The 18,536-nt window shown below is 69.6% G+C and carries 17 protein-coding genes; 7 read left to right on the top strand and 10 right to left on the bottom strand.

Annotated features, from left to right (window positions below):
* Positions 1 to 99: 99 nt before the first annotated feature.
* Positions 100 to 1,527 carry an argininosuccinate lyase gene (gene argH / locus R2B38_RS05660; protein ID WP_318015235.1) on the bottom strand — a complete coding sequence of 476 codons (1,428 nt, stop codon included), beginning with the start codon at positions 1,525 to 1,527 and terminating at the stop codon, positions 100 to 102.
* 218 nt (positions 1,528 to 1,745) lie between these two features.
* Here argH and R2B38_RS05665 point away from each other — a divergent pair, with 218 nt between their 5' ends.
* Positions 1,746 to 2,624 (top strand): hypothetical protein, encoded by an 879-nt coding sequence (locus tag R2B38_RS05665; protein WP_318015236.1) that lies wholly within the window; start codon positions 1,746 to 1,748, stop codon positions 2,622 to 2,624.
* 132 nt (positions 2,625 to 2,756) lie between these two features.
* Positions 2,757 to 3,461, top strand: coding sequence for a L,D-transpeptidase (locus R2B38_RS05670; RefSeq protein WP_318015237.1), 705 nt, complete (start codon positions 2,757 to 2,759; stop codon positions 3,459 to 3,461).
* 79 nt (positions 3,462 to 3,540) lie between these two features.
* Here R2B38_RS05670 and R2B38_RS05675 read toward each other — a convergent pair whose 3' ends face one another.
* A complete protein-coding gene (locus R2B38_RS05675; protein WP_318015238.1) occupies positions 3,541 to 5,016 on the bottom strand; it encodes a HAMP domain-containing sensor histidine kinase in 1,476 nt (491 codons plus the stop codon).
* A complete protein-coding gene (locus R2B38_RS05680) occupies positions 5,016 to 5,753 on the bottom strand; it encodes a response regulator transcription factor (RefSeq protein ID WP_318015239.1) in 738 nt (245 codons plus the stop codon). Before R2B38_RS05680 ends, R2B38_RS05675 begins: the two co-directional genes overlap by 1 nt.
* Positions 5,754 to 5,904: 151 nt before the next feature.
* Between R2B38_RS05680 and R2B38_RS05685 the strand changes: the two genes are divergently transcribed.
* From R2B38_RS05685 to R2B38_RS05705, 5 genes are all read left to right on the top strand, one after another.
* Complete coding sequence (locus R2B38_RS05685) at positions 5,905 to 7,257, top strand: ferredoxin reductase family protein (protein WP_318015240.1); 1,353 nt, start codon at positions 5,905 to 5,907, stop codon at positions 7,255 to 7,257.
* A 7-nt stretch (positions 7,258 to 7,264) separates the two neighbouring features.
* Positions 7,265 to 7,735, top strand: a complete 471-nt coding sequence (locus R2B38_RS05690; protein ID WP_318015241.1) for an FMN-binding protein — start codon at positions 7,265 to 7,267, stop codon at positions 7,733 to 7,735.
* 75 nt (positions 7,736 to 7,810) lie between these two features.
* Entirely contained in the window at positions 7,811 to 9,193 is a 1,383-nt protein-coding gene (locus tag R2B38_RS05695; protein ID WP_318015242.1) for a ferredoxin reductase family protein, read from the top strand.
* A 19-nt stretch (positions 9,194 to 9,212) separates the two neighbouring features.
* The gene (locus R2B38_RS05700) at positions 9,213 to 10,001 is read left to right on the top strand and encodes an FMN-binding protein (protein WP_318015243.1); all 789 of its coding nucleotides are present in this window, start codon (positions 9,213 to 9,215) and stop codon (positions 9,999 to 10,001) included.
* A complete protein-coding gene (locus tag R2B38_RS05705) occupies positions 9,994 to 10,797 on the top strand; it encodes an FAD:protein FMN transferase (RefSeq protein ID WP_318015244.1) in 804 nt (267 codons plus the stop codon). Before R2B38_RS05700 ends, R2B38_RS05705 begins: the two co-directional genes overlap by 8 nt.
* Positions 10,798 to 10,878: 81 nt before the next feature.
* Here the strand turns inward: R2B38_RS05705 and R2B38_RS05710 are convergent, their stop codons facing one another.
* From R2B38_RS05710 to R2B38_RS05740, 7 genes are all read right to left on the bottom strand, one after another.
* Positions 10,879 to 11,418, bottom strand: a complete 540-nt coding sequence (locus R2B38_RS05710) for an arginine repressor (protein WP_019059868.1) — start codon at positions 11,416 to 11,418, stop codon at positions 10,879 to 10,881.
* Between the two features lie 19 nt (positions 11,419 to 11,437).
* The gene (locus R2B38_RS05715; protein ID WP_318015245.1) at positions 11,438 to 12,625 is read right to left on the bottom strand and encodes an acetylornithine transaminase; all 1,188 of its coding nucleotides are present in this window, start codon (positions 12,623 to 12,625) and stop codon (positions 11,438 to 11,440) included.
* On the bottom strand, positions 12,622 to 13,581 hold the full coding sequence (gene argB / locus R2B38_RS05720) for an acetylglutamate kinase (protein ID WP_033282199.1): 960 nt from the start codon (positions 13,579 to 13,581) through the stop codon (positions 12,622 to 12,624). Before argB ends, R2B38_RS05715 begins: the two co-directional genes overlap by 4 nt.
* The gene (argJ, locus tag R2B38_RS05725; protein ID WP_318015246.1) at positions 13,578 to 14,732 is read right to left on the bottom strand and encodes a bifunctional glutamate N-acetyltransferase/amino-acid acetyltransferase ArgJ; all 1,155 of its coding nucleotides are present in this window, start codon (positions 14,730 to 14,732) and stop codon (positions 13,578 to 13,580) included. The genes argB and argJ overlap by 4 nt, the downstream gene beginning before the upstream one ends.
* Positions 14,729 to 15,757, bottom strand: a complete 1,029-nt coding sequence (argC, locus tag R2B38_RS05730) for an N-acetyl-gamma-glutamyl-phosphate reductase (protein ID WP_318015247.1) — start codon at positions 15,755 to 15,757, stop codon at positions 14,729 to 14,731. Before argC ends, argJ begins: the two co-directional genes overlap by 4 nt.
* A 472-nt stretch (positions 15,758 to 16,229) precedes the next feature.
* On the bottom strand, positions 16,230 to 17,021 hold the full coding sequence (locus tag R2B38_RS05735) for an enoyl-CoA hydratase/isomerase family protein (protein ID WP_318015248.1): 792 nt from the start codon (positions 17,019 to 17,021) through the stop codon (positions 16,230 to 16,232).
* A 26-nt stretch (positions 17,022 to 17,047) separates the two neighbouring features.
* Entirely contained in the window at positions 17,048 to 18,040 is a 993-nt protein-coding gene (locus R2B38_RS05740; protein WP_318015249.1) for a cytochrome P450, read from the bottom strand.
* Positions 18,041 to 18,536: the final 496 nt, after the last annotated feature.

Raw genomic sequence — 18,536 nt, forward strand, 5'->3', positions numbered from 1 at the left:
GGGATGACCTTCGCCTTGGAGCTCGGGTTGTTGCGGTGCGATGGGCGGGTGCGGGTGCGTCGTGGTTGCTCGCGCAGTTCCCCGCGCCCCTAAGAACACTTAGCTCTTGGCTGTTGACCAGGCGTGCTGGGTCTCCACATCCCGCTTCACTTCCGCCAGTTGGATCGCCACCGCGCTCGGGGCCGTGCCGCCTCGGGCGTTGCGGGAGGCGAGGGCGCCGGGGACGTTGAGGACCGAGCGGACCTCGGGGGTGAGGTGGGGGGAGATCTTGGCGAACTGGTCGTCCGTCAGGCCGTCCAGTTCGATGCCCTCGGACTCGGCGACCTTGACGCACTCGCCGGCGACCTCGTGGGCCACCCGGAAGGGGACGCCCTGCCTGACCAGCCACTCGGCGATGTCCGTGGCGAGGGAGAAGCCGGCCGGGGCCAGTTCTTCCATGCGGTCGCGGTGGATGGTGAGGGTGGCCATCATGCCGGTGAACGCCGGGAGCAGGACCTCGAGCTGGTCGATGGAGTCGAAGACCGGCTCCTTGTCCTCCTGGAGGTCGCGGTTGTAGGCCAACGGGAGGGCCTTGAGCGTTGCCATCAGGCCCGTCAGGTTGCCGATCAGGCGGCCGGACTTGCCTCGCGCCAGTTCCGCGATGTCCGGGTTCTTCTTCTGCGGCATGATCGACGAACCCGTGGAGAACGCGTCGTGCAGGGTCACGAAGGAGAACTCCTTCGTGTTCCAGATGATGATCTCCTCGGCGATCCGGGAGAGGTTCACCCCGATCATCGCCGTGATGAAGGCGAACTCGGCGACGAAGTCACGCGAGGCCGTGCCGTCGATCGAGTTGGCGACCGAACCGTGCTCGAAGCCGAGGTCCTTCGCCACCGACTCCGGGTCCAGGCCGAGGGAAGAGCCTGCCAGTGCGCCCGAGCCGTAGGGCGAGACCGCCGTGCGCTCGTCCCACTGGCGCAGGCGTTCCGCGTCCCGGGACAGCGGTTGCACGTGGGCCAGCATGTGGTGGGCGAACAGCACCGGCTGGGCGTGCTGGAGGTGGGTGCGGCCGGGCATCGCCACGTCGGAGTGAGCCTCCGCCAGGCCGACCAGCGCGTCCTGGAGATCGGCGATGAGGCCGCCGATCGCGCGGGCGTGGTCGCGCAGGTACATCCGGAAGAGGGTCGCGACCTGGTCGTTGCGGGAGCGGCCCGCGCGCAGCTTGCCGCCGAGGTCGGGGCCGAGGATCTCCAACAGGCCGCGTTCCAGGGCCGTATGGACGTCCTCGTCGGCGATCGTGCCGACGAGGGAGCCGTCGGCGACGTTCGCTGCGAGCTGGTCCAGGCCCGCGAGCATGCGGTTCAGCTCGTCGTCCGTGAGGAGGTTCGCCTTGTGCAGCACGCGCGCGTGGGCGCGGGAACCGGCGATGTCGTAGGGCGCGAGCCGCCAGTCGAAGTGGACGGACGCGGACAGCTTCGCCAGGGCCTCGGCGGGACCGTCGGCGAAACGACCGCCCCAGAGCCGTACGTCACCGCTGTTGCTGCTCACTTGCGCTGCTCCTCTAAGGCTGTGGATGGGGGTCGTCGTTCTGTGGTGCCCCTGCATTGTCTCGCATGCATGATTATGCAGAGCTATGCATGATTCGTCAATTTGAAAGAACCTTGAACATCGGCAACCGCTTTCCCGTACCTCTCGCCGAACGCAGGCGCCGCGTTTCCCCCCACGAGTCACCCCCTGTTCACCCCTGACCCGAGTGAGGCATTCGCATGTCCAGGGCTCTCCCCAAGTACAACAAGCGTCGCGTCGTGTTCATCGGCGGTGCCGCCGCCGTGGTGCTGTCCGGCGCGGTCATCGCCGGGTCCGCTCTCGCCGGGACGCCGGACAAGAGCAGCACCGCGCAGAGCGCCCGGACGTTGTCCGACCCGGGGACGATCTCCTGCCCCGACGTGAAGTCGCAGCTGCCTGCCGTTCCGGCTTCCGCGCAGGCCGAGGTCGACCGGAACCTGACCCTCCTCGACACCCAGATCGCCGAGGCCAACAAGCGGCTCGTCGACACCGTCGGACAGGGCGGCGCGAACTTCGTCCAGAACGCGATCCTCGGCCCGCTGAAGGACAAGCGGGTCTCGACGATCGACCGGATCGCCATCGCCATCGGCCGTCAGGGCACCAAGCCGACCGGGCTCGACTCGCTGGCCACCTGCGCCCTGAACACCGGTGGGACCGACGTCGGTGGGACCGAGACGGGCGGGACCGACACCGGTACGGATACCGGAGCGACCGACACCGCGACTCCGAGTGCCACGGCGTCCGCCGCCGACGACGCGGCCGGCGGGACGGACACCAGTACGGCGGTCGGGACGATCTCCTGCCCCGACGTGAAGTCGCAGCTGCCTGCCGTTCCGGCTTCCGCGCAGGCCGAGGTCGACCGGAACCTCACCCTTCTCGACACCCAGATCGCCGAGGCCAACAAGCGGCTCGTCGACACCGTCGGACAGGGCGGCGCGAACTTCGTCCAGAACGCGATCCTCGGCCCGCTGAAGGACAAGCGCGTGTCCACCATCGACCGGATCGCCATCGCCATCGGCCGTCAGGGCACCAAGCCCTCCGGTCTCGACTCCCTGGCCGCCTGCACGCTCACCAAGTGACGTGACAGGCAGCCGTGGCCGCCCCGATGAACGCCGGCCGGGGCGGCCACGGTCATGCCTGGGCCGGATGCGTCTTCCCTGTTTGGCCCATCTGAGCTGCCGTCACCTCGTGCGCGCTCTACCGTCTGAGCCATGCGTCCCGGTGTCCTCGCCCTTGCGTCCGCGTCCCTTCTTCTGCTGCTCGGTGCGGTGCCCGCGCATGCGGTGGAGCCTCCGTCGCCCTCGTCGCTCGCGGATACCGGGGGTGGGAGTCAGCTGATCCTGGCGGAGGCGCCGCATGCCAACTCCACTGTCGGGACGTTGAGTTGGTGGGAGCGGCGGGGTGGGGTGTGGGTCAAGGCCGGTTCTGCCGCTGCTCGGTTCGGGGCGAAAGGGCTCGTTGAGGGTGGGTCCCGTAAGCAGGGGTCCTCCACGACTCCCACGGGGTTGTACGACCTGCCGTATGCCTTCGGGATCAAGGCGGCTCCGGGTGGGACCCGCGCCAAGTACCGGCGGGTGGGCGGGAGTTCGTGGTGGTGTGAGGACACTCGGTCTCGGGTCTACAACCGGTGGAGTGAGCCCCTGGCGAGTGATTGCAGGGCGTCGGAGTCCGAGCGGTTGATCTCGTATCCGACCCAGTATGCGTACGGGTTTGTCGTTGGGTTCAATTACGCCAAGCCGGTGAAGGGGCGGGGGGCTGGGATCTTTTTGCATGTCAACGGGCGTGGGGCTACCGCCGGTTGTGTGTCTGTGCCGGGGGATGCGATGCGGAGGATTCTTGCGTGGGTTGTTCCTGGGCGGGGGCCGCATATTGCTATCGGGACGGTTAGCGGGGCTACGGCCATTGCTCGGTACTGATGCGCGATCGCGTCGTTCAGGTGTCGGTTGTACGGCGGGTACGGGCCCGTTGTGGCTGGGCGCGCAGTTCCCCGCGCCCCTAGGTGCGTCCGCCTGATGGAAGTTTCACCGTGAACGTCGTCGCCCCCGGGTGGCTTTCCAGGGTCACGCTTCCCCCGTGTGCCTCCGCCACCGCCGCCACGATCGACAGGCCGAGGCCCGCTCCTCCTCCGCCGCCCTCTGTTCGGCGGCGGTCCGCTCGGGTGAAGCGTTCGAAGACTCCCGGTTGGATCTCGGGCGGGACTCCCGGGCCGTCGTCGTGGACCACCAAGTAGGTCACGCCGTCGCCCGTCTCCACGGTCACCGTCACCTTTGTGCCGACCGGTGTGTGCAGACGGGCGTTGGCCAGCAGGTTGGCCAGGAGTTGTTGGAGGCGGTGGGCGTCGCCTGTGACCGTGACCGGTTCCTCGGGGAGTTGGAGGGTCCAGCGGTGGTCGGGGCCGGCGGCTCGGGCGTCGGAGATCGCGTCGAGGACGAGGTGGGTGAGGTCGACCGGGCTGCGTTCCAGGGGGCGGCCCGCGTCGAGGCGGGCGAGGAGGAGCATCTCGTCGACCATGACGCCCATGCGGGTGGACTCGGACGCGATGCGTTCCAGTGCCCGGGTGACCTTGGGCGGGACGGGGTCCGGGTGCAGCAGGGCGAGTTCGGCGTGGCCCCGGATCGACGCCACCGGTGTGCGCAGTTCGTGGCTCGCGTCGGCGGCGAAGCTGCGGAGGCGTTCCTCGCTGGCGTGCCGGTGGGTGAGCGCGTCCTCGACATGGCCGAGCATGCGGTTGAAGGCACCGGCGAGGCGGCCCACCTCGCTGCGCGGATCGGACTCGGGTGCCCGGGGCGGCAGGGTCACCTCCCCACTGGCCAGCGGGAGTTCACTGACCCGGGTGGCCGTGGCGGCGACGCGGCTGAGGGGGCGTAGCGACCAGCGGACCCAGAGCGCGCCCGCGAAGCCGGTGATCAGGAGGGCGGCGCCGAAGACGATCGCCTCGACCGTCTCCAGCCGGTGGACGGTGGCCTCCACCGACTCCAGTGGCAGGCCGGTGATCAGTACGTCGCCGTCCCGGCCCTCGGAGGCGAGGACGCGGTATCTGTCCAGGGAGGAGAGGTGGAGGGTGCGGGCCCTGCCGTCGGCCGGTACGGCGGCGAGTTCCCGCCGGTCCCGCGCGGTCAGGGTGACCTTCAGGTCGGTCGTGGTGTCGTCCTTGTCGGCGGGCACGACCGCCGCGTTGGTGACGGTGCCGTCGACCAGGCGGGCGCCGAACGTGCCCGGTGCCTGGCGGCGGGTGTCGCCGCGTTCCCGGTCGTCGGCGTCGTGGTCCGTGAGTGTCTGGCCCTGGTGCTCCAGGCTGGCCGGGAACTGGGTCCCGACCTCGGTCAGCTGCTGGTCGAGGCGGCCGGTGAGGAAGCCGTCCAGTTCGATCACCGCGGCCACCCCTACGGCCGCGCAGCTGACCGCGAGGAGTACGACCAGGCCCGCCGTCAGCCGTGCCCGCAGGGTGTGCGGCCAGCGCGGTCCCCGCATCAGGGCACCGGCTTGAGCACGTACCCGGCCCCGCGCACGGTGTGGATCATGGGGGCGCGGCCCGCGTCCACCTTCTTGCGCAGGTACGAGATGTACAGCTCGACGACATGGGCCTGGCCGCCGAAGTCGTAGGACCAGACGCGGTCGAGGATCTGGGCCTTGCTGAGGACGCGGCGCGGGTTGCGCATGAGGAAGCGGAGGAGCTCGAACTCGGTCGGCGACAGCTCGACGAGGTCGCCCGCGCGGGTGACCTCGCGGGCCTCCTCGTCCATGACCAGGTCCCCGACAGTCATCCGGGGGCCCTCCTCCTGCTGGCGGGCCATGCCCGCGCGGCGCAGCAGTCCGCGCAGCCGGGCCACGACCTCCTCCAGGCTGAAGGGCTTGGTGACGTAGTCGTCGCCGCCCGCTGTGATGCCGGCGATGCGGTCCTCGACGGTGTCCCGGGCGGTGAGGAAAAGGACGCAGACATCGGGCTTCACCTCGTGCAGGGAGCGCAGCACGGCGAAGCCGTCGGTGTCCGGGAGCATCACGTCGAGGACGACGGCGTCGGGCCGCAGCTCGCGCGCCCCGGCGAGCGCGGAGGCGCCGTCGCCGGCCGCGCGGACCTCCCAGCCCTCGTAGCGCAGGGCGCCGGACAGCACCTCGGCGAGGTCGGGGTCGTCGTCGACGACGAGGACGCGCACGGGGGTGCCGTCGGGGCGGGTGAGGGCCGGTCGGCCGGAGCGGGTCGTGTTCATGGCACTTACCAGCATCTCCCCTCGTGGCGTCCTCGGCCGCCGTGAGCGGCTCTGAGTTTCCTCTGAGAAAGCTGAGAAAGGCGTTCGCTGAGAGATCCCTCAGAGGTTCGGCCCGCACAGTTGCGTGCAGGACGGGTGAAAGGACGCACACATGACCACGGTGTACGAACGGCGGGCGGCACCGCCGGTGGCGCCGGCCCCCCGGCGTTCACCGGCGGGCGCGGTGCTCGGGCTGCTGTGGGCCGGAGCGGCGGCCGCAGTCGCCCTCTGGTGGGCGGACACCGGGTCGGTGGTCGGGGCGGCGGGCTGGCTGACCGGGATCGGACGGATCGCCGGGCTGCTGTGCGGGTACTCCTGTGCCGTGCTCGTGGGTCTCATGGCGCGGGTGCCGCTGCTGGAGCGCCGGGTCGGCTCGGACCGGGTGGCGCGCTGGCACGCGATGGCCGGGCGCTACACGGTCTGCCTGCTGGTCGTGCACGTCGTGTTCATCCTGCTCGGGTACGCCGCCCAGGACCGCGCCTCGATCGTGCACGAGGCGGTCACGGTCGTCCTGGACTACCCGGACATGCTCAAGGCGACCTTCGGGGCGGCCGTTCTCTTCGCGGTCGGCATCACCTCCGCGCGGGCCGCGCGGCGCAGGGTGAGTTACGAGTTCTGGTACTACGTCCATCTCCTCACCTACGTCGCCGTGTTCCTCGCCTTCTTCCACCAGCTGTCCCTGGGCAACGAGTTCAACGGCCACGCGGGGGCGACGGACGCCTGGTACGCGCTGTATCTCGGCGTCGCGGCCCTCGTCCTCTGGTACCGGATCCTCGCCCCGGTACGGCTCAACCTGCGGCACCGGCTGCGGGTCGAGTCCGTGCACCGGGAGGCGCCGGGCGTGTACTCCGTCGTCGTACGCGGCCGGCATGTCGACGAACTCGGCGCGCAGGCAGGGCAGTTCTTCCGCTGGCGGTTCTTCGGCGAGGGCATGGGGTGGACGTCGACGCCGTACTCCTTGTCGGCGCCGCCCCGCAGGGACCTGTTGCGGATCACGGTCAAGGCGCTCGGCGACCACAGCGCGGCCGTGCCCTTGCTGCGGCCGGGGGCGCGGGTGTGGGCGGAGGGGCCGTACGGCTCGCTGACCGCCGAACGGCGCACCGCGCAGCGGTCGTTGCTGATCGCGGCCGGGGTCGGGATCACCCCGCTGCGGGCGCTGTTCGAGACGCTGCCGGGTGAGGTGACGTTGCTGTACCGGGCGCGCTCGGCTCAAGACCTGGCGCTGGGCGCCGAGTTGGAGGCCATCGCGCAGTGGCGCGGGGCGAAGGTGTTGTACGCGCTCAACGGGCCGCAGGGGCAACGCCCTTCGCTCGGCGCGACGGCGCTGCGCCAGGCCGTGCCCGATCTCGCCGGGCACGACGTGTACATCTGCGGCCCGCACGCGTTCGCCCAGGAGCTGTACGGGGCACTGCGCGCCGCCGGTGTGCCGGACCGCCGTATCCACCACGAGTCGTTCGAGCTGTGAGGCCGTCGTGCATCCGTTGAAGAAGAGCCGGCCGCTGCGCCGGATCGTGCTGGCGAGCGCGGTCACCGCGTCCGGTCTGGTGATGCTGCTGGCGCTGAAGCCGCACACGGCGCCCGCGATAGCGGCGTCACCCGCGACCGCGCCGTCCAGCAGTTCCAGTTCCGGTACCGGTACGGGGTCCGGCGGTTCGAGCGCCACCGGCACCAAGACCGTCACCGGCGAGACCGCGCAGACCCGTTGGGGTCCCGTGCAGGTGAAGATCACCGTGAAGAACGGCAAGATCACCGATGTCACCGCGGTCCAGTCGCCGTCGGACAATCCGCGCGACCAGGAGATCAACTCCTATGCCCTGCCGGAGCTGAGGCGCGAGGTGCTGTCCGCGCAGAGCGCGAGCATCGACACGGTCTCGGGCGCCACCTACACAAGTGACGGTTACCGCCAGTCACTCCAGTCCGCACTGGACTCCGCGGGACTCTGAACGCACAGGCGCAACGGCACGTACTTCAGGGCCAAGGGACCAGCCCACCCCCCTTGCCCCGTCCACGGAGGAACCGTGACCACCACGCTCGCAGGCGGACGTGCCGCCCGCCGACAGACGATGCGCCGCATCCGCCCGCGCCGCTCCCCAGCGACCCTGCTGCTGCTCGCCGTCTGGGCGGGCGCGGTCGGGGTGCTGTGGCTGTGGTGGCACAACACGCCGTCCATCGCCGACCAGAACGGCAAGATCCTCAACGCGGGCCGTATCACCGGCCTGTTGGCCGGTTATCTGATGGCACTCGTCGTGCTCCAGATGGCCCGCGTGCCCGCACTGGAGCGCCGGGTCGGCTCCGACCGGGTCGCCCGCTGGCACGCGATGAGCGGTCGCTACACGCTCTGTCTGGTCTTCGCGCACGTCTTCCTCATCATGTGGGGCTACGCCCTCCAGGCGGGCAAGACGCTGAGCGACATCGTCCAGCAGACCATCGACTCGGTGAACCAGCTGCCCGACATGGGCAAGGCCGCGATCGGCACCGGCCTGTTCCTGCTCATCGGCCTCTCGTCGATCGGCGCCGTCCGCCGCAGGCTGCCGTACGACCTGTGGTACCACGTGCATCTGCTGACGTACGCGGCGGTGTTCTTCACCTTCTGGCACCAGATCAGCACCGGCAACGACTTCGCGCTGACGCCGATCGCCAAGACCGTCTGGTACGGGCTGTACGGCTCGGTCACCGCGCTGGTCGTCTGGTACCGGATCCTCACCCCGATCCGCCTCAACATGCGGCACCGGATGCGGGTCGAGGCGGTCATCGAGGAGACGCCCGGCATCGTGTCCGTGCTGATCAGCGGGCGCAAGCTGCACCGGATCGGCGCGGAGGCCGGGCAGTTCTTCCGGTGGCGGTTCCTGGCGCCGGGCATGCGGTTCAGCTCGCACCCGTACTCGCTGTCGGCGGCACCCCGTCCGAACATGCTGCGGATCACGGTCAAGGCGATCGGCGACCACAGCGCCCGGCTGCGCGAACTGCGCCCCGGCACCAAGGTGTGGGCCGAGGGCCCCTACGGCGCGATGACCTCCCAGCGGCGCACCCGCGGCAAGGTGCTGCTGGTCGCGGGCGGCGTCGGCATCACGCCGATGCGGGCCCTGTTCGAGACGCTGCCGGGGGGCGCCGGTGACATCACGCTGCTCTACCGCGCCAACACCACCCAGGACCTGGCGCTCTGGGACGAGCTGGCGAAGATCGCCGACGAGCGCGGCGCCCGCCTGATGTACGCGGTCAACAGCCCCGGCGGGGAGCGCCCCGACATCTCGGCGGACTCCCTGCGCCGGAAGCTGCCGGACATCGACAACCACGACGTCTTCATGTGCGGGCCGCCCGGCTTCGCGCAGTCGGTCTACGAAGCACTGCGCGGCGCCGGGGTTCCCGCCCGCCGTATCCATCACGAGTCGTTCGAGATGTGAGCGACGGGAGTCAGGAGCGATGAAGAAGAGCCACCCCATCCGGCGTGTTCTGCTTGCGAGCGCCGCCACCGTGTCCGGGATCGTGCTGCTGCTCTCCCTGAAGCCGGCGACCGACTCCTCGTCGGCGTCCGCGCAGGGTGCGGGGACCCAGGGCGCCGCCGCCGCGCAGGAGTCGCCCCAGGGCGGTGCCGCCGCGGCCGGGACCTCGACGGTCACCGGCGCCGTCGCCCAGACCCAGTACGGGGTCGTCCAGGTGCGCCTGACGGTCGCGAACGGCAAGATCACCAAGGCCGAGGCGGTCCAGGCGCCCAAGGGCGGCACCAGCGACCAGAAGACCGCGCTGTCCGTGCCCAAGCTCAACCAGGAGGTCGTGGCCACCCAGAGCGCGGACATCACGTCCGTGTCCGGGGCGAGCTACACCAGCGCCGGCTACAAGCAGTCGCTCCAGTCGGCCATCGACAAGATGAAGGCCGCCGGCGCCAACACGGCCGCCCCGTCCCAGAGTTCGGCCGCCGGGTCGGGTCAGGCCGCCCAGGCCAAGACCGTCACCGGTGATGTCGTGACGACCGAGTACGGGCCCGTCCAGGTCCGGATCACGGTCGCGGGCGGCAAGATCACCAAGGCCGACGCGGTGCAGGCGCCGAGCGGCGGGACCAGCGACCAGAAGACGGCGCTGGCGGTCCCCAAGCTCAACCAGGAGGCCGTCGCCGCAGGGAACGCGAACATCGACTCCGTGTCGGGCGCCTCGTACACGAGCGGCGGCTACAAGAAGTCCCTGCAGTCGGCGCTGGACAAGGCCGGTGGCTGACACGGTGACCGATCCCGCGGCGGCTCCCGCCGAACTGCGGCACGCCGAGGAGGTCATGGGGACGGTGTTCTCCTTCGACATCCGCGGCGGGGAGCCCGAGGCCGTCCGCACCGCGCTGGAGCAGGCGATCGCCCAACTGCACCGCGTGAACGAGGTGTTCAGCACCTACCGCGACGACAGCCAGGTCTCCCGGCTGGCCCGCGGCGAGCTGACCCTGGCCGAGTGTGACGCCGAGGTCGCCGAGGTGCTGGAGCTGGGCGCCGAGGCGGAGCGGGTGAGCGCCGGCTGGTTCAGCACCACGTACGAGGGGCCCCTCGACCCGACCGGCGTCGTGAAGGGCTGGGCCGCCGAGCGCGCGGCCGAGCTGATCGCGGCGGCGGCCGGGGTGAGCGGGGTCAGCGTGAACGGCGGCGGCGACGTCCAGATGTTCGGCACCCCGGGACCGCACCGGCCCTGGCGGGTCGGCGTCTCCGATCCGCTCCGCCCGGGCGGTCTCGCGGCCGTCATCTCGGCCGCGGGCACCGACGAGCTGGCCGTGGCGACCTCCGGTACGGCCGAGCGCGGGGCGCACATCGTGGACCCGTCCACCGGCAAGTCCGCGGTGACCGACCTGGTCGCCGTCACGGTCGTGGCACCGCGTCTGACCTGGGCCGACTGCTGGGCCACGGCCGCGTTCGCGATGGGCTCGCGGGAGGGTCTGGCCTGGCTGGAGTCGCTCCCGGACGTGGAGGCCCTGCTCATCACGGCGGGCGACGAGGTGCGCTGCACCGGCGGCCTGGCGGCCAGACTCGGCTGAAGCCCCATGCGAGTCGGGGGCGCACCGGACAACTCCGGTGCGCCCCCGACTCGTTGGTCTGTATCCGTCTTTTCGCGTACGTCAGTGGTCGTTCTGCGCCAGCCGCAGCAGATGGTCCGCGAGTGCCTGGCCGCCGAGCGGGTCCCGGCTGATCAGCAGGAGCGTGTCGTCGCCGGCGATCGTGCCGAGGATGTCCTGGAGTTCGGCCTGGTCGATCGCCGACGCGAGGAACTGGGCGGCGCCCGGCGGGGTGCGCAGGACCACGAGGTTGGCGGAGGCCTCCGCGGAGATCAGCAGCTCGGAGGAGAGCCGCCGCATCCGCTCCTCCTTCGCCGACTCCCCCAGCGGCACGCGCGGGGTGCGGAAACCGCCCTCGCTCGGGACCGCGTAGATGAGGTCGCCGTCGTTGTTGCGGATCTTCACCGCGTTCAGCTCGTCCAGGTCCCGGGAGAGCGTCGCCTGGGTGACGCTCAGCCCGTCGTCGGACAGCAGCTTCGCCAACTGGCTCTGGGAACGCACCGGTTGCCGGTTGAGGATGTCCACGATCCGGCGGTGGCGGGCGGTGCGGGTCTGCGGCACGGCGGGCCCCGCGGTGTGCTCGTGCTCCTGCGCCTGACTCATCGTCGACTCATTCTCCGGATCATCCGTCCCCCTTGGCCACGTCCAGAACACCGGGCAGCGCCCGGAGGAACGCGTCCGCCTCGTCGTCGCCGAGGTTCAGCGGTGGCATCAGCCGTACGACATCGGGGGCGGGCGCGTTGACCAGGAAGCCGGCGTCCTGAGCCGCCTGTTGCGCCTGGGGCGCGAGCGGCTCGGTGAGCACGATACCCAGGAGGAGGCCCGCACCCCGGACATAATCGATCAACGGGTGGCCCAGCGACTCGATTCCGTCCCGCAGCTTCTCGCTCTGCCGCTTGACGTTCTCCAGCAACCCCTCGTTCGCGATGGTGTCGAGTACGGCGAGTCCGGCGGCGCAGGCGACCGGGTTGCCGCCGAACGTCGTGCCGTGCTGGCCCGGCTGGAGCAGGTCGGCGGCGCGCCCGAAGGCCACGGTGGCACCGAGCGGCAGCCCGCCGCCGAGCCCCTTCGCGAGGGTCACGACATCCGGGAGTACGCCTTCGTGTGCCTGGTACTCGAACCAGTGCCCCGTACGGCCGACCCCGGTCTGCACTTCATCCAGGACCAGCAGCGCGCCGTGCGCGGCGGTGATCGCGCGGGCCGCCTTCAGGTACCCGGCGGGCGGTACGACGACGCCGTTCTCGCCCTGGATCGGCTCGATGATGACGAGCGCGGTGTCGTCGGTGACGGCGGCGGCCAGCGCCTGCGCGTCGCCGTAGGGCACGTGCGTGACGTCGCCGGGCAGCGGCAGGAACGGCTCCTGCTTGGCGGGCTGGCCGGTGAGCGCGAGGGAGCCCATCGTCCGGCCGTGGAAGGCGCCTTGGGTGGCGACCATGTGCTGACGGCCCGTCAACCGGCCGATCTTGAAGGCGCCTTCGTTGGCCTCGGCACCCGAGTTGCAGAAGAACACCTTGCCGTCCCGGCCGAACCGCTCAAGCAGCCGTTCCGCGAGCGTGACGGGCGGTTCGGCGATGAACAGGTTGGAGACATGGCCGAGTTGGGCGATCTGCGTGCTGACGGCTTCGACGATCGCCGGGTGGGCGTGCCCGAGGGCGTTGACCGCGATCCCGCCGACGAAGTCGACGTACTCGTTGCCGTCGGCGTCCCACAGCTTGGCGCCGGCACCGCGGACGAGGGGGAGCTTCGGGGTGCCGTAGTTGTTCATGAGCGACCCCTGCCAGCGCTGGGTCAGCTCCTCATTGGCGGTCATACGGCATCCCCCTGCTTCTTGCCGGCCTTCTTGGCGTTCTTCTTCTTCGCGGGCTTCGCGTCGGGCAGCTCGTCCGGCACGACCATCGTGCCGATGCCCTCGTCGGTGAAGATCTCCAGCAGGATCGAGTGCTGGACCCGGCCGTCGATGACGCGGGCGGTGGTCACGCCGTTGCGCACGGCGTGCAGACAGCCCTCCATCTTCGGCACCATCCCGGAGCTCAACTCCGGGAGCAGCTTCTCCAGTTGGGTGGCGGTGAGACGGCTGATCACCTCGTCGCTGTTGGGCCAGTCCTCGTAGAGACCCTCGACGTCCGTGAGGACCATGAGAGTCTCGGCCCCCAGCGCAGCAGCGAGAGCCGCAGCAGCCGTGTCAGCATTGACGTTGTAGACATGTCCGTCGTCCTCGCTCCTGGCGATCGACGAGACGACCGGGATACGGCCGTCCGCGAGCAGAGCCTCGATCGCGCCCGTGTCGATGGCGGTGATCTCACCCACCCGCCCGATGTCGACCAACTCCCCGTCGATCTCGGGCAGATGCTTGGTGGCGGTGATGGTGTGCGCGTCCTCGCCGGTCAACCCGACGGCGAGCGGCCCGTGTTGGTTGAGCAGTCCGACCAACTCGCGCTGCACCTGCCCCGCGAGGACCATCCGTACGACGTCCATGGCGTCCTCGGTGGTGACCCGCAGGCCGGCCTTGAACTCGCTGACGATGCCGTGCCGGTCGAGGGCGGCGCTGATCTGCGGGCCGCCGCCGTGCACGACGACGGGCTTGAGTCCCGCGTGGTGCAGGAACACGACGTCCTGGGCGAACGCGGCCTTCAGGTCCTCGTCGATCATGGCGTTGCCGCCGAACTTGATGACGACGGTCTTGCCGTTGTGCCGGGTCAGCCAGGGCAGCGCCTCGATGAGGATCTGCGCCTTGGGCAGCGCGGTGTGCTTGCGGGTAGTGCTCATGACGAGTACGCGCTGTTCTCGTGGACGTAGTCCGCGGTGAGGTCGTTGGTCCAGATCGTCGCGGTCTCGGACCCGGCGGCCAGGTCGGCGACGATGTGCACCTCGCGGTAGCGCATGTCGACCTTGTCGCGGTCCTCGCCGACGCCCCCGTTCTTGCAGACCCACACACCGTTGATGGCGACGTTGAGCTGGTCCGGCTCGAAGGCGGCCTTGGTGGTGCCGATCGCGGACAACACCCGTCCCCAGTTGGGGTCTTCACCGTGGATCGCGCACTTGAGGAGGTTGTTCCGGGCGATGGAACGGCCCACCTCCACGGCCTCGTCCTCGCTCGCGGCGTTGACGACCTCGACCTTGATGTCCTTGCTGGCGCCCTCGGCGTCCCGGATGAGCTGCTGCCCGAGGTCGTCGCAGACGGCACGCACGGCCTCGGCGAACTCGGCCTGGTCCGGGGTGACCTGGGAGGCGCCGGAGGCGAGCAGCAGCACGGTGTCGTTGGTGGACATGCAGCCGTCGGAGTCGACACGGTCGAAGGTGGTGCGGGTGGCGGCCCGAAGTGCCGTGTCCAGTACGTCACTTGCGACATCGGCGTCGGTGGTGAGGACGACGAGCATGGTGGCGAGACCGGGGGCGAGCATGCCGGCGCCCTTGGCCATGCCGCCGACGGTCCAGCCGTCCTTGGTGGTCACGACGGCGGTCTTGTGGACGGAGTCCGTGGTCTTGATGGCGATGGCGGCCTTCTCGCCACCGTGCGGGGAGAGTTGACCGGCGGCGGCCTCAACTCCCGGCAGCAGCTTGTCCATCGGGAGGAGCAAGCCGATGAGACCGGTCGAGGCGACGGCGACCTCGGCGGCGTTCAGCCCGAGGGTGTCGGCGACCTTCTCGGCGGTGGCGTGCGTGTCCTGGAAGCCCTTCGGACCCGTACAGGCGTTGGCGCCACCGGAGTTGAGGACGACGGCGGAGACCTTGCCGCCCTTCAGCACCTGCTCGGACCAGAGGACCGGCGCGGCTTTGACGCGGTTGGAGGTGAAGACGCCCGCGGCGGCGAGGCGGGGCCCGGTGTTGACCACGAGGGCCAGGTCCGGGTTGCCGTTCTCCTTGATTCCGGCGGCGATTCCCGCGGCCGTGAATCCCTGTGCTGCCGTCACACTCACGGCGCGACTCCGATCGTGGTCAGCCCGGTGGACTCGTCGAGCCCGAGGGCGAGGTTCATGCTCTGTACGGCACCGCCCGCGGTGCCCTTGGTCAGATTGTCGATGGCGCTGATCGCGATGATCCGTCCCGCGGCCTCGTCGTACGCGACCTGCACCTGAACGGCGTTGGAACCGTAGACGGACGCCGTCGCGGGCCACTGCCCCTCGGGGAGGAGGAAGACGAAGGGCTCGTCGGCGAAGGCCTTCTCGTACGCGGCGCGCACGGACTCGCCGGTGACACCGGGCTTGGCCTTGGCGCTGCACGTGGCGAGGATGCCGCGGGGCATCGGCGCGAGGGTGGGCGTGAAGGAGACGGTGACGGTCTCACCGGCCGCCTCGCCCAGGTTCTGGATGATCTCGGGGGTGTGCCGGTGCCCGCCGCCGACGCCGTAGGGCGACATGGACCCCATGACCTCGGAGCCCAGGAGGTGAGCCTTGGGCGCCTTGCCGGCCCCCGAGGTCCCGGACGCGGCGACGATCACGGCCTCGTTCTCGGCGAGTCCGGCGGCGTAGGCCGGGAAGAGCGCGAGCGAGGCGGCCGTCGGGTAGCAGCCGGGCACGGCGATGCGCTTGGACCCCGCCAACGCGGCGCGGGCGCCCGGGAGTTCGGGCAGGCCGTAGGGCCAGGTGCCGGCGTGCGCGGAGCCGTAGAACTTCTCCCAGTCGGCCGCGTCCTTCAGCCGGAAGTCGGCGCCCATGTCGACGACGAGGGCGTCCGGGCCGAGCTGCTCGGCGACGGCGGCGGACTGGCCGTGCGGGAGCGCGAGGAAGACGACGTCGTGTCCGGCGAGGACTTCGGGGGTGGTTTCCTGGAGGACCCGGTCGGCGAGTGGCAGCAGATGCGGTTGCAGCGCGCCGAGTCTCTGTCCGGCGTTGGAGTTGCCGGTCAGGGCACCGATCTCGACCTCGGGGTGCGCCAGGAGCAGACGCAGGAGTTCCCCGCCCGCGTATCCACTCGCTCCGGCCACCGCCGCACGTACCGCCATGGAACCCTCCTCTTCGATGGCATGACTATACGTTTCGCTGCACGTTTATGCAATCCGAGTGAGTGGGTATGCACTCACGTCGGTGTGGCCGAGCGTGCGTCACCAGCGGCCAGGCATGGCCCGGCCCGGGAAGGCGTGCGCCGCGGAAGGCCTGCCAGGTGGCAGCCCGATTGGTGCCCGCGGGGTGTCCGCAGTCGGGGGTCAGGTCGGCCCGCCGGTCGGCCTTGACGTGCTGGCGGCAGCGCTCGCACGCGTACCAGAGCCCGGACGCGATGGGGCCAGCGAAGGTGAAGCCTCCAGTGGTGCCCGGGACTTCCGCCGACGGCGTGGGCTCCCCCGTCGGGAAGGCCACGCCGCCTGTTCGGGGACCTCTCGGCGAAGAGATCCGTCCGGCAGAGGTCGCGGAAGGTCCCGCCGACTTCCATCCGCCCTGCGCGGACCCTGGTTCCGCTGGACCGGCCAGGGGGAGCCGTCAGCTCGGGTCGGAACTCGTCTGTCCTCTCGACGAACGCGCATTGACCGCCCGGGTCACCGCGGATGTGAGCAGCTCTCCGTCGAAGTAGCCGCCGATGGAGAGCTGGGCGGCGTTGGCGCGTGCGCTCAGCATGCGCTTCGTCATTCGGACGGCCGCAGGGTCCCGGCGTGCCATCGTCCTGGCCAGACGGCTGACGGCCGCGTCCAGACCGTCCCGTGGAACGACATTGTGGAGGACGGAGAGTTCCCGGGCCCTGTCGGCACCGAAAGGCTCCGAGGTCAGCAGGAGGTAGCGGACCCAGGACTGTCCCACTTCTGTGGGGAGACGGTCCAGGACGCCTCCCCAAGCAGGCGGGAGCCCGAGCCCGAGCTCGGGCATCCGGAAGCGGCAGGTGTCGGCACCGACGCGCAGATCGCAATAGATGGCGAGTCCCAAGCCGGCCCCGATGACGTCTCCTTGAAGCCGGGCGATGGTGACCACCTCCAGTCTGGAGAGCGCGGCGCACACACGCTCAGCCTTGGCGGCGAGCGCGCGAAGTGAGCCGCCGGAGGGGTCTTCGGCCAGCAGGGCGGGAAACTCGCTGCGGTCGCCTCCCTGGCAGAAGTCATCTCCTGCTCCGGAAAGCACCATGACGCGAATCGTGGTGTCTTCCTGAAGCCTGTTCAGCACCTCCAGGAGGTCGGTGAGAACCTCTCCGGACAGGGCGTTTCCGCTCTCGGGCCGGTTGAGCTGCACCTGGAGGATGGGGCCCTCTTCGACCACGCGCAGGCTCTTGAAGTCGGTCGGCATGTCAGCTTCCTTGGAGTGGGTGGAGGTCATTCGAGGACGAGTTCCAGCGAGGTCGTGCGCCGGAAGGCGATCCGCGATGCCCACTGGACAGGTGCGTTGACGCGAAGGCGCCCGGGGCGCTTGAGCAGAGATGTGAGAAGGACTGTCGCTTCCAGGCGTGCGAGCTGGCTGCCAAGGCAGTAGTGAATTCCGGCGCCGAAGCTCAGGTGCGGGGGTCCGGCCGTCTTCATCTGGCGACGACGGACATCGAAGCGGTGGGCATCCGTCCACTGGGCCGGGTCGTGATGCGCTGCTCCCACCATGAGTTGGACCATCCCGCCTGCGGGCACACGGATTCCGCCAAGGTCGGTGGTGGTGCCGGCGATGCGGCTGATCATGTGAATCGGCGGGTCGTAGCGCAGGGCCTCTTCGACCGCGTCCGGTACGAGGTGAGGGAGCTGGCGCAGCCAATCCTCCTGCTCGCGGTGGCTGAGCACGAGACGAAGCGTCGCGGACAGTACGTGGCTCGTTGTCTCCAAGGCCGCGAGAATCATGAACAGGGCTATGGAGTGGACAGCCTCGTCGACGGTGGCCCGGTCGCGCTCTCGTTCATCCCAGATCCTGAGCCAGTTCGAGATGGGATCGGTGCCAGGATTCTCCCGGCGGTCATTGATCAGTGCGGAAAAGTAGGACCGGAGTTGAGCGGTCGCGGCATCCGAGAGTGACAGCTCGGTCGCGGACGGAAACAACTCCTGGGTGAAGACCTGGTCGTGGGTCAGGGTGCGCAGGAGGCCGTAGTCGGATGAAGGCAGGCCCAACCACTCACCGATCGCGATTACGGGAAGTTCCTCACCGACGCTCTTCACGAAATCCGCCGGCCCTTGACTCAGCTCCTCGAAGAATTGGTCAAGGAGACGGTCGACTGTCTTTTGTACCGAAGAACTCAACTGCGGGAGTAGGCCTTTGTGGAACACGCGACCAAGGATTTCCCTCGTCTGCGTGTGAAGCGGAGGATTCAGCATCGGCAGGGTGGCAGCCATCTGGAACGATGCGGCTGAATTCCATCGATTCGAGCCCGTCTGGCTGGCGCGCCATTGACGATCGGGAACCCTCCACGACTTATCTCGTAGAATGCTGTGACACAGCCGATAGGAAGTTACCAAATGCCCTCCCCACGGCGCCGGGATCACTTCGCCAAGCGACCTGAGCTGATCGTAGATGGGTAGCGGATTGGACTGTCCCTCGCTCCTGCGAAGACGAGCGAAAAGCGAAACCAGTGCGCGTCGGTCGACGTTGCTTGAAGCAACTATAGATTCCAAAGCAACTCTTCCTTTGGCAGCCAGGACGTAACCGCAGGCCTGCATACCCCTGTGATTGAACGTTCATGCGCGGGGCTGCTGTTGTGCGGATCACGTTTGACCGATTCAGGCTTTCATCATCGAATCTGACCTGCCAAGAACGACCTCCCCCGGTTCGTCTGCGCGCCCCTATTTCAAGGGAAGCGACTGCCGGTGACGCGCGAGGCACGGACGTGCG

The organism is Streptomyces sp. N50 (genome assembly GCF_033335955.1).
Taxonomy (GTDB): domain Bacteria; phylum Actinomycetota; class Actinomycetes; order Streptomycetales; family Streptomycetaceae; genus Streptomyces.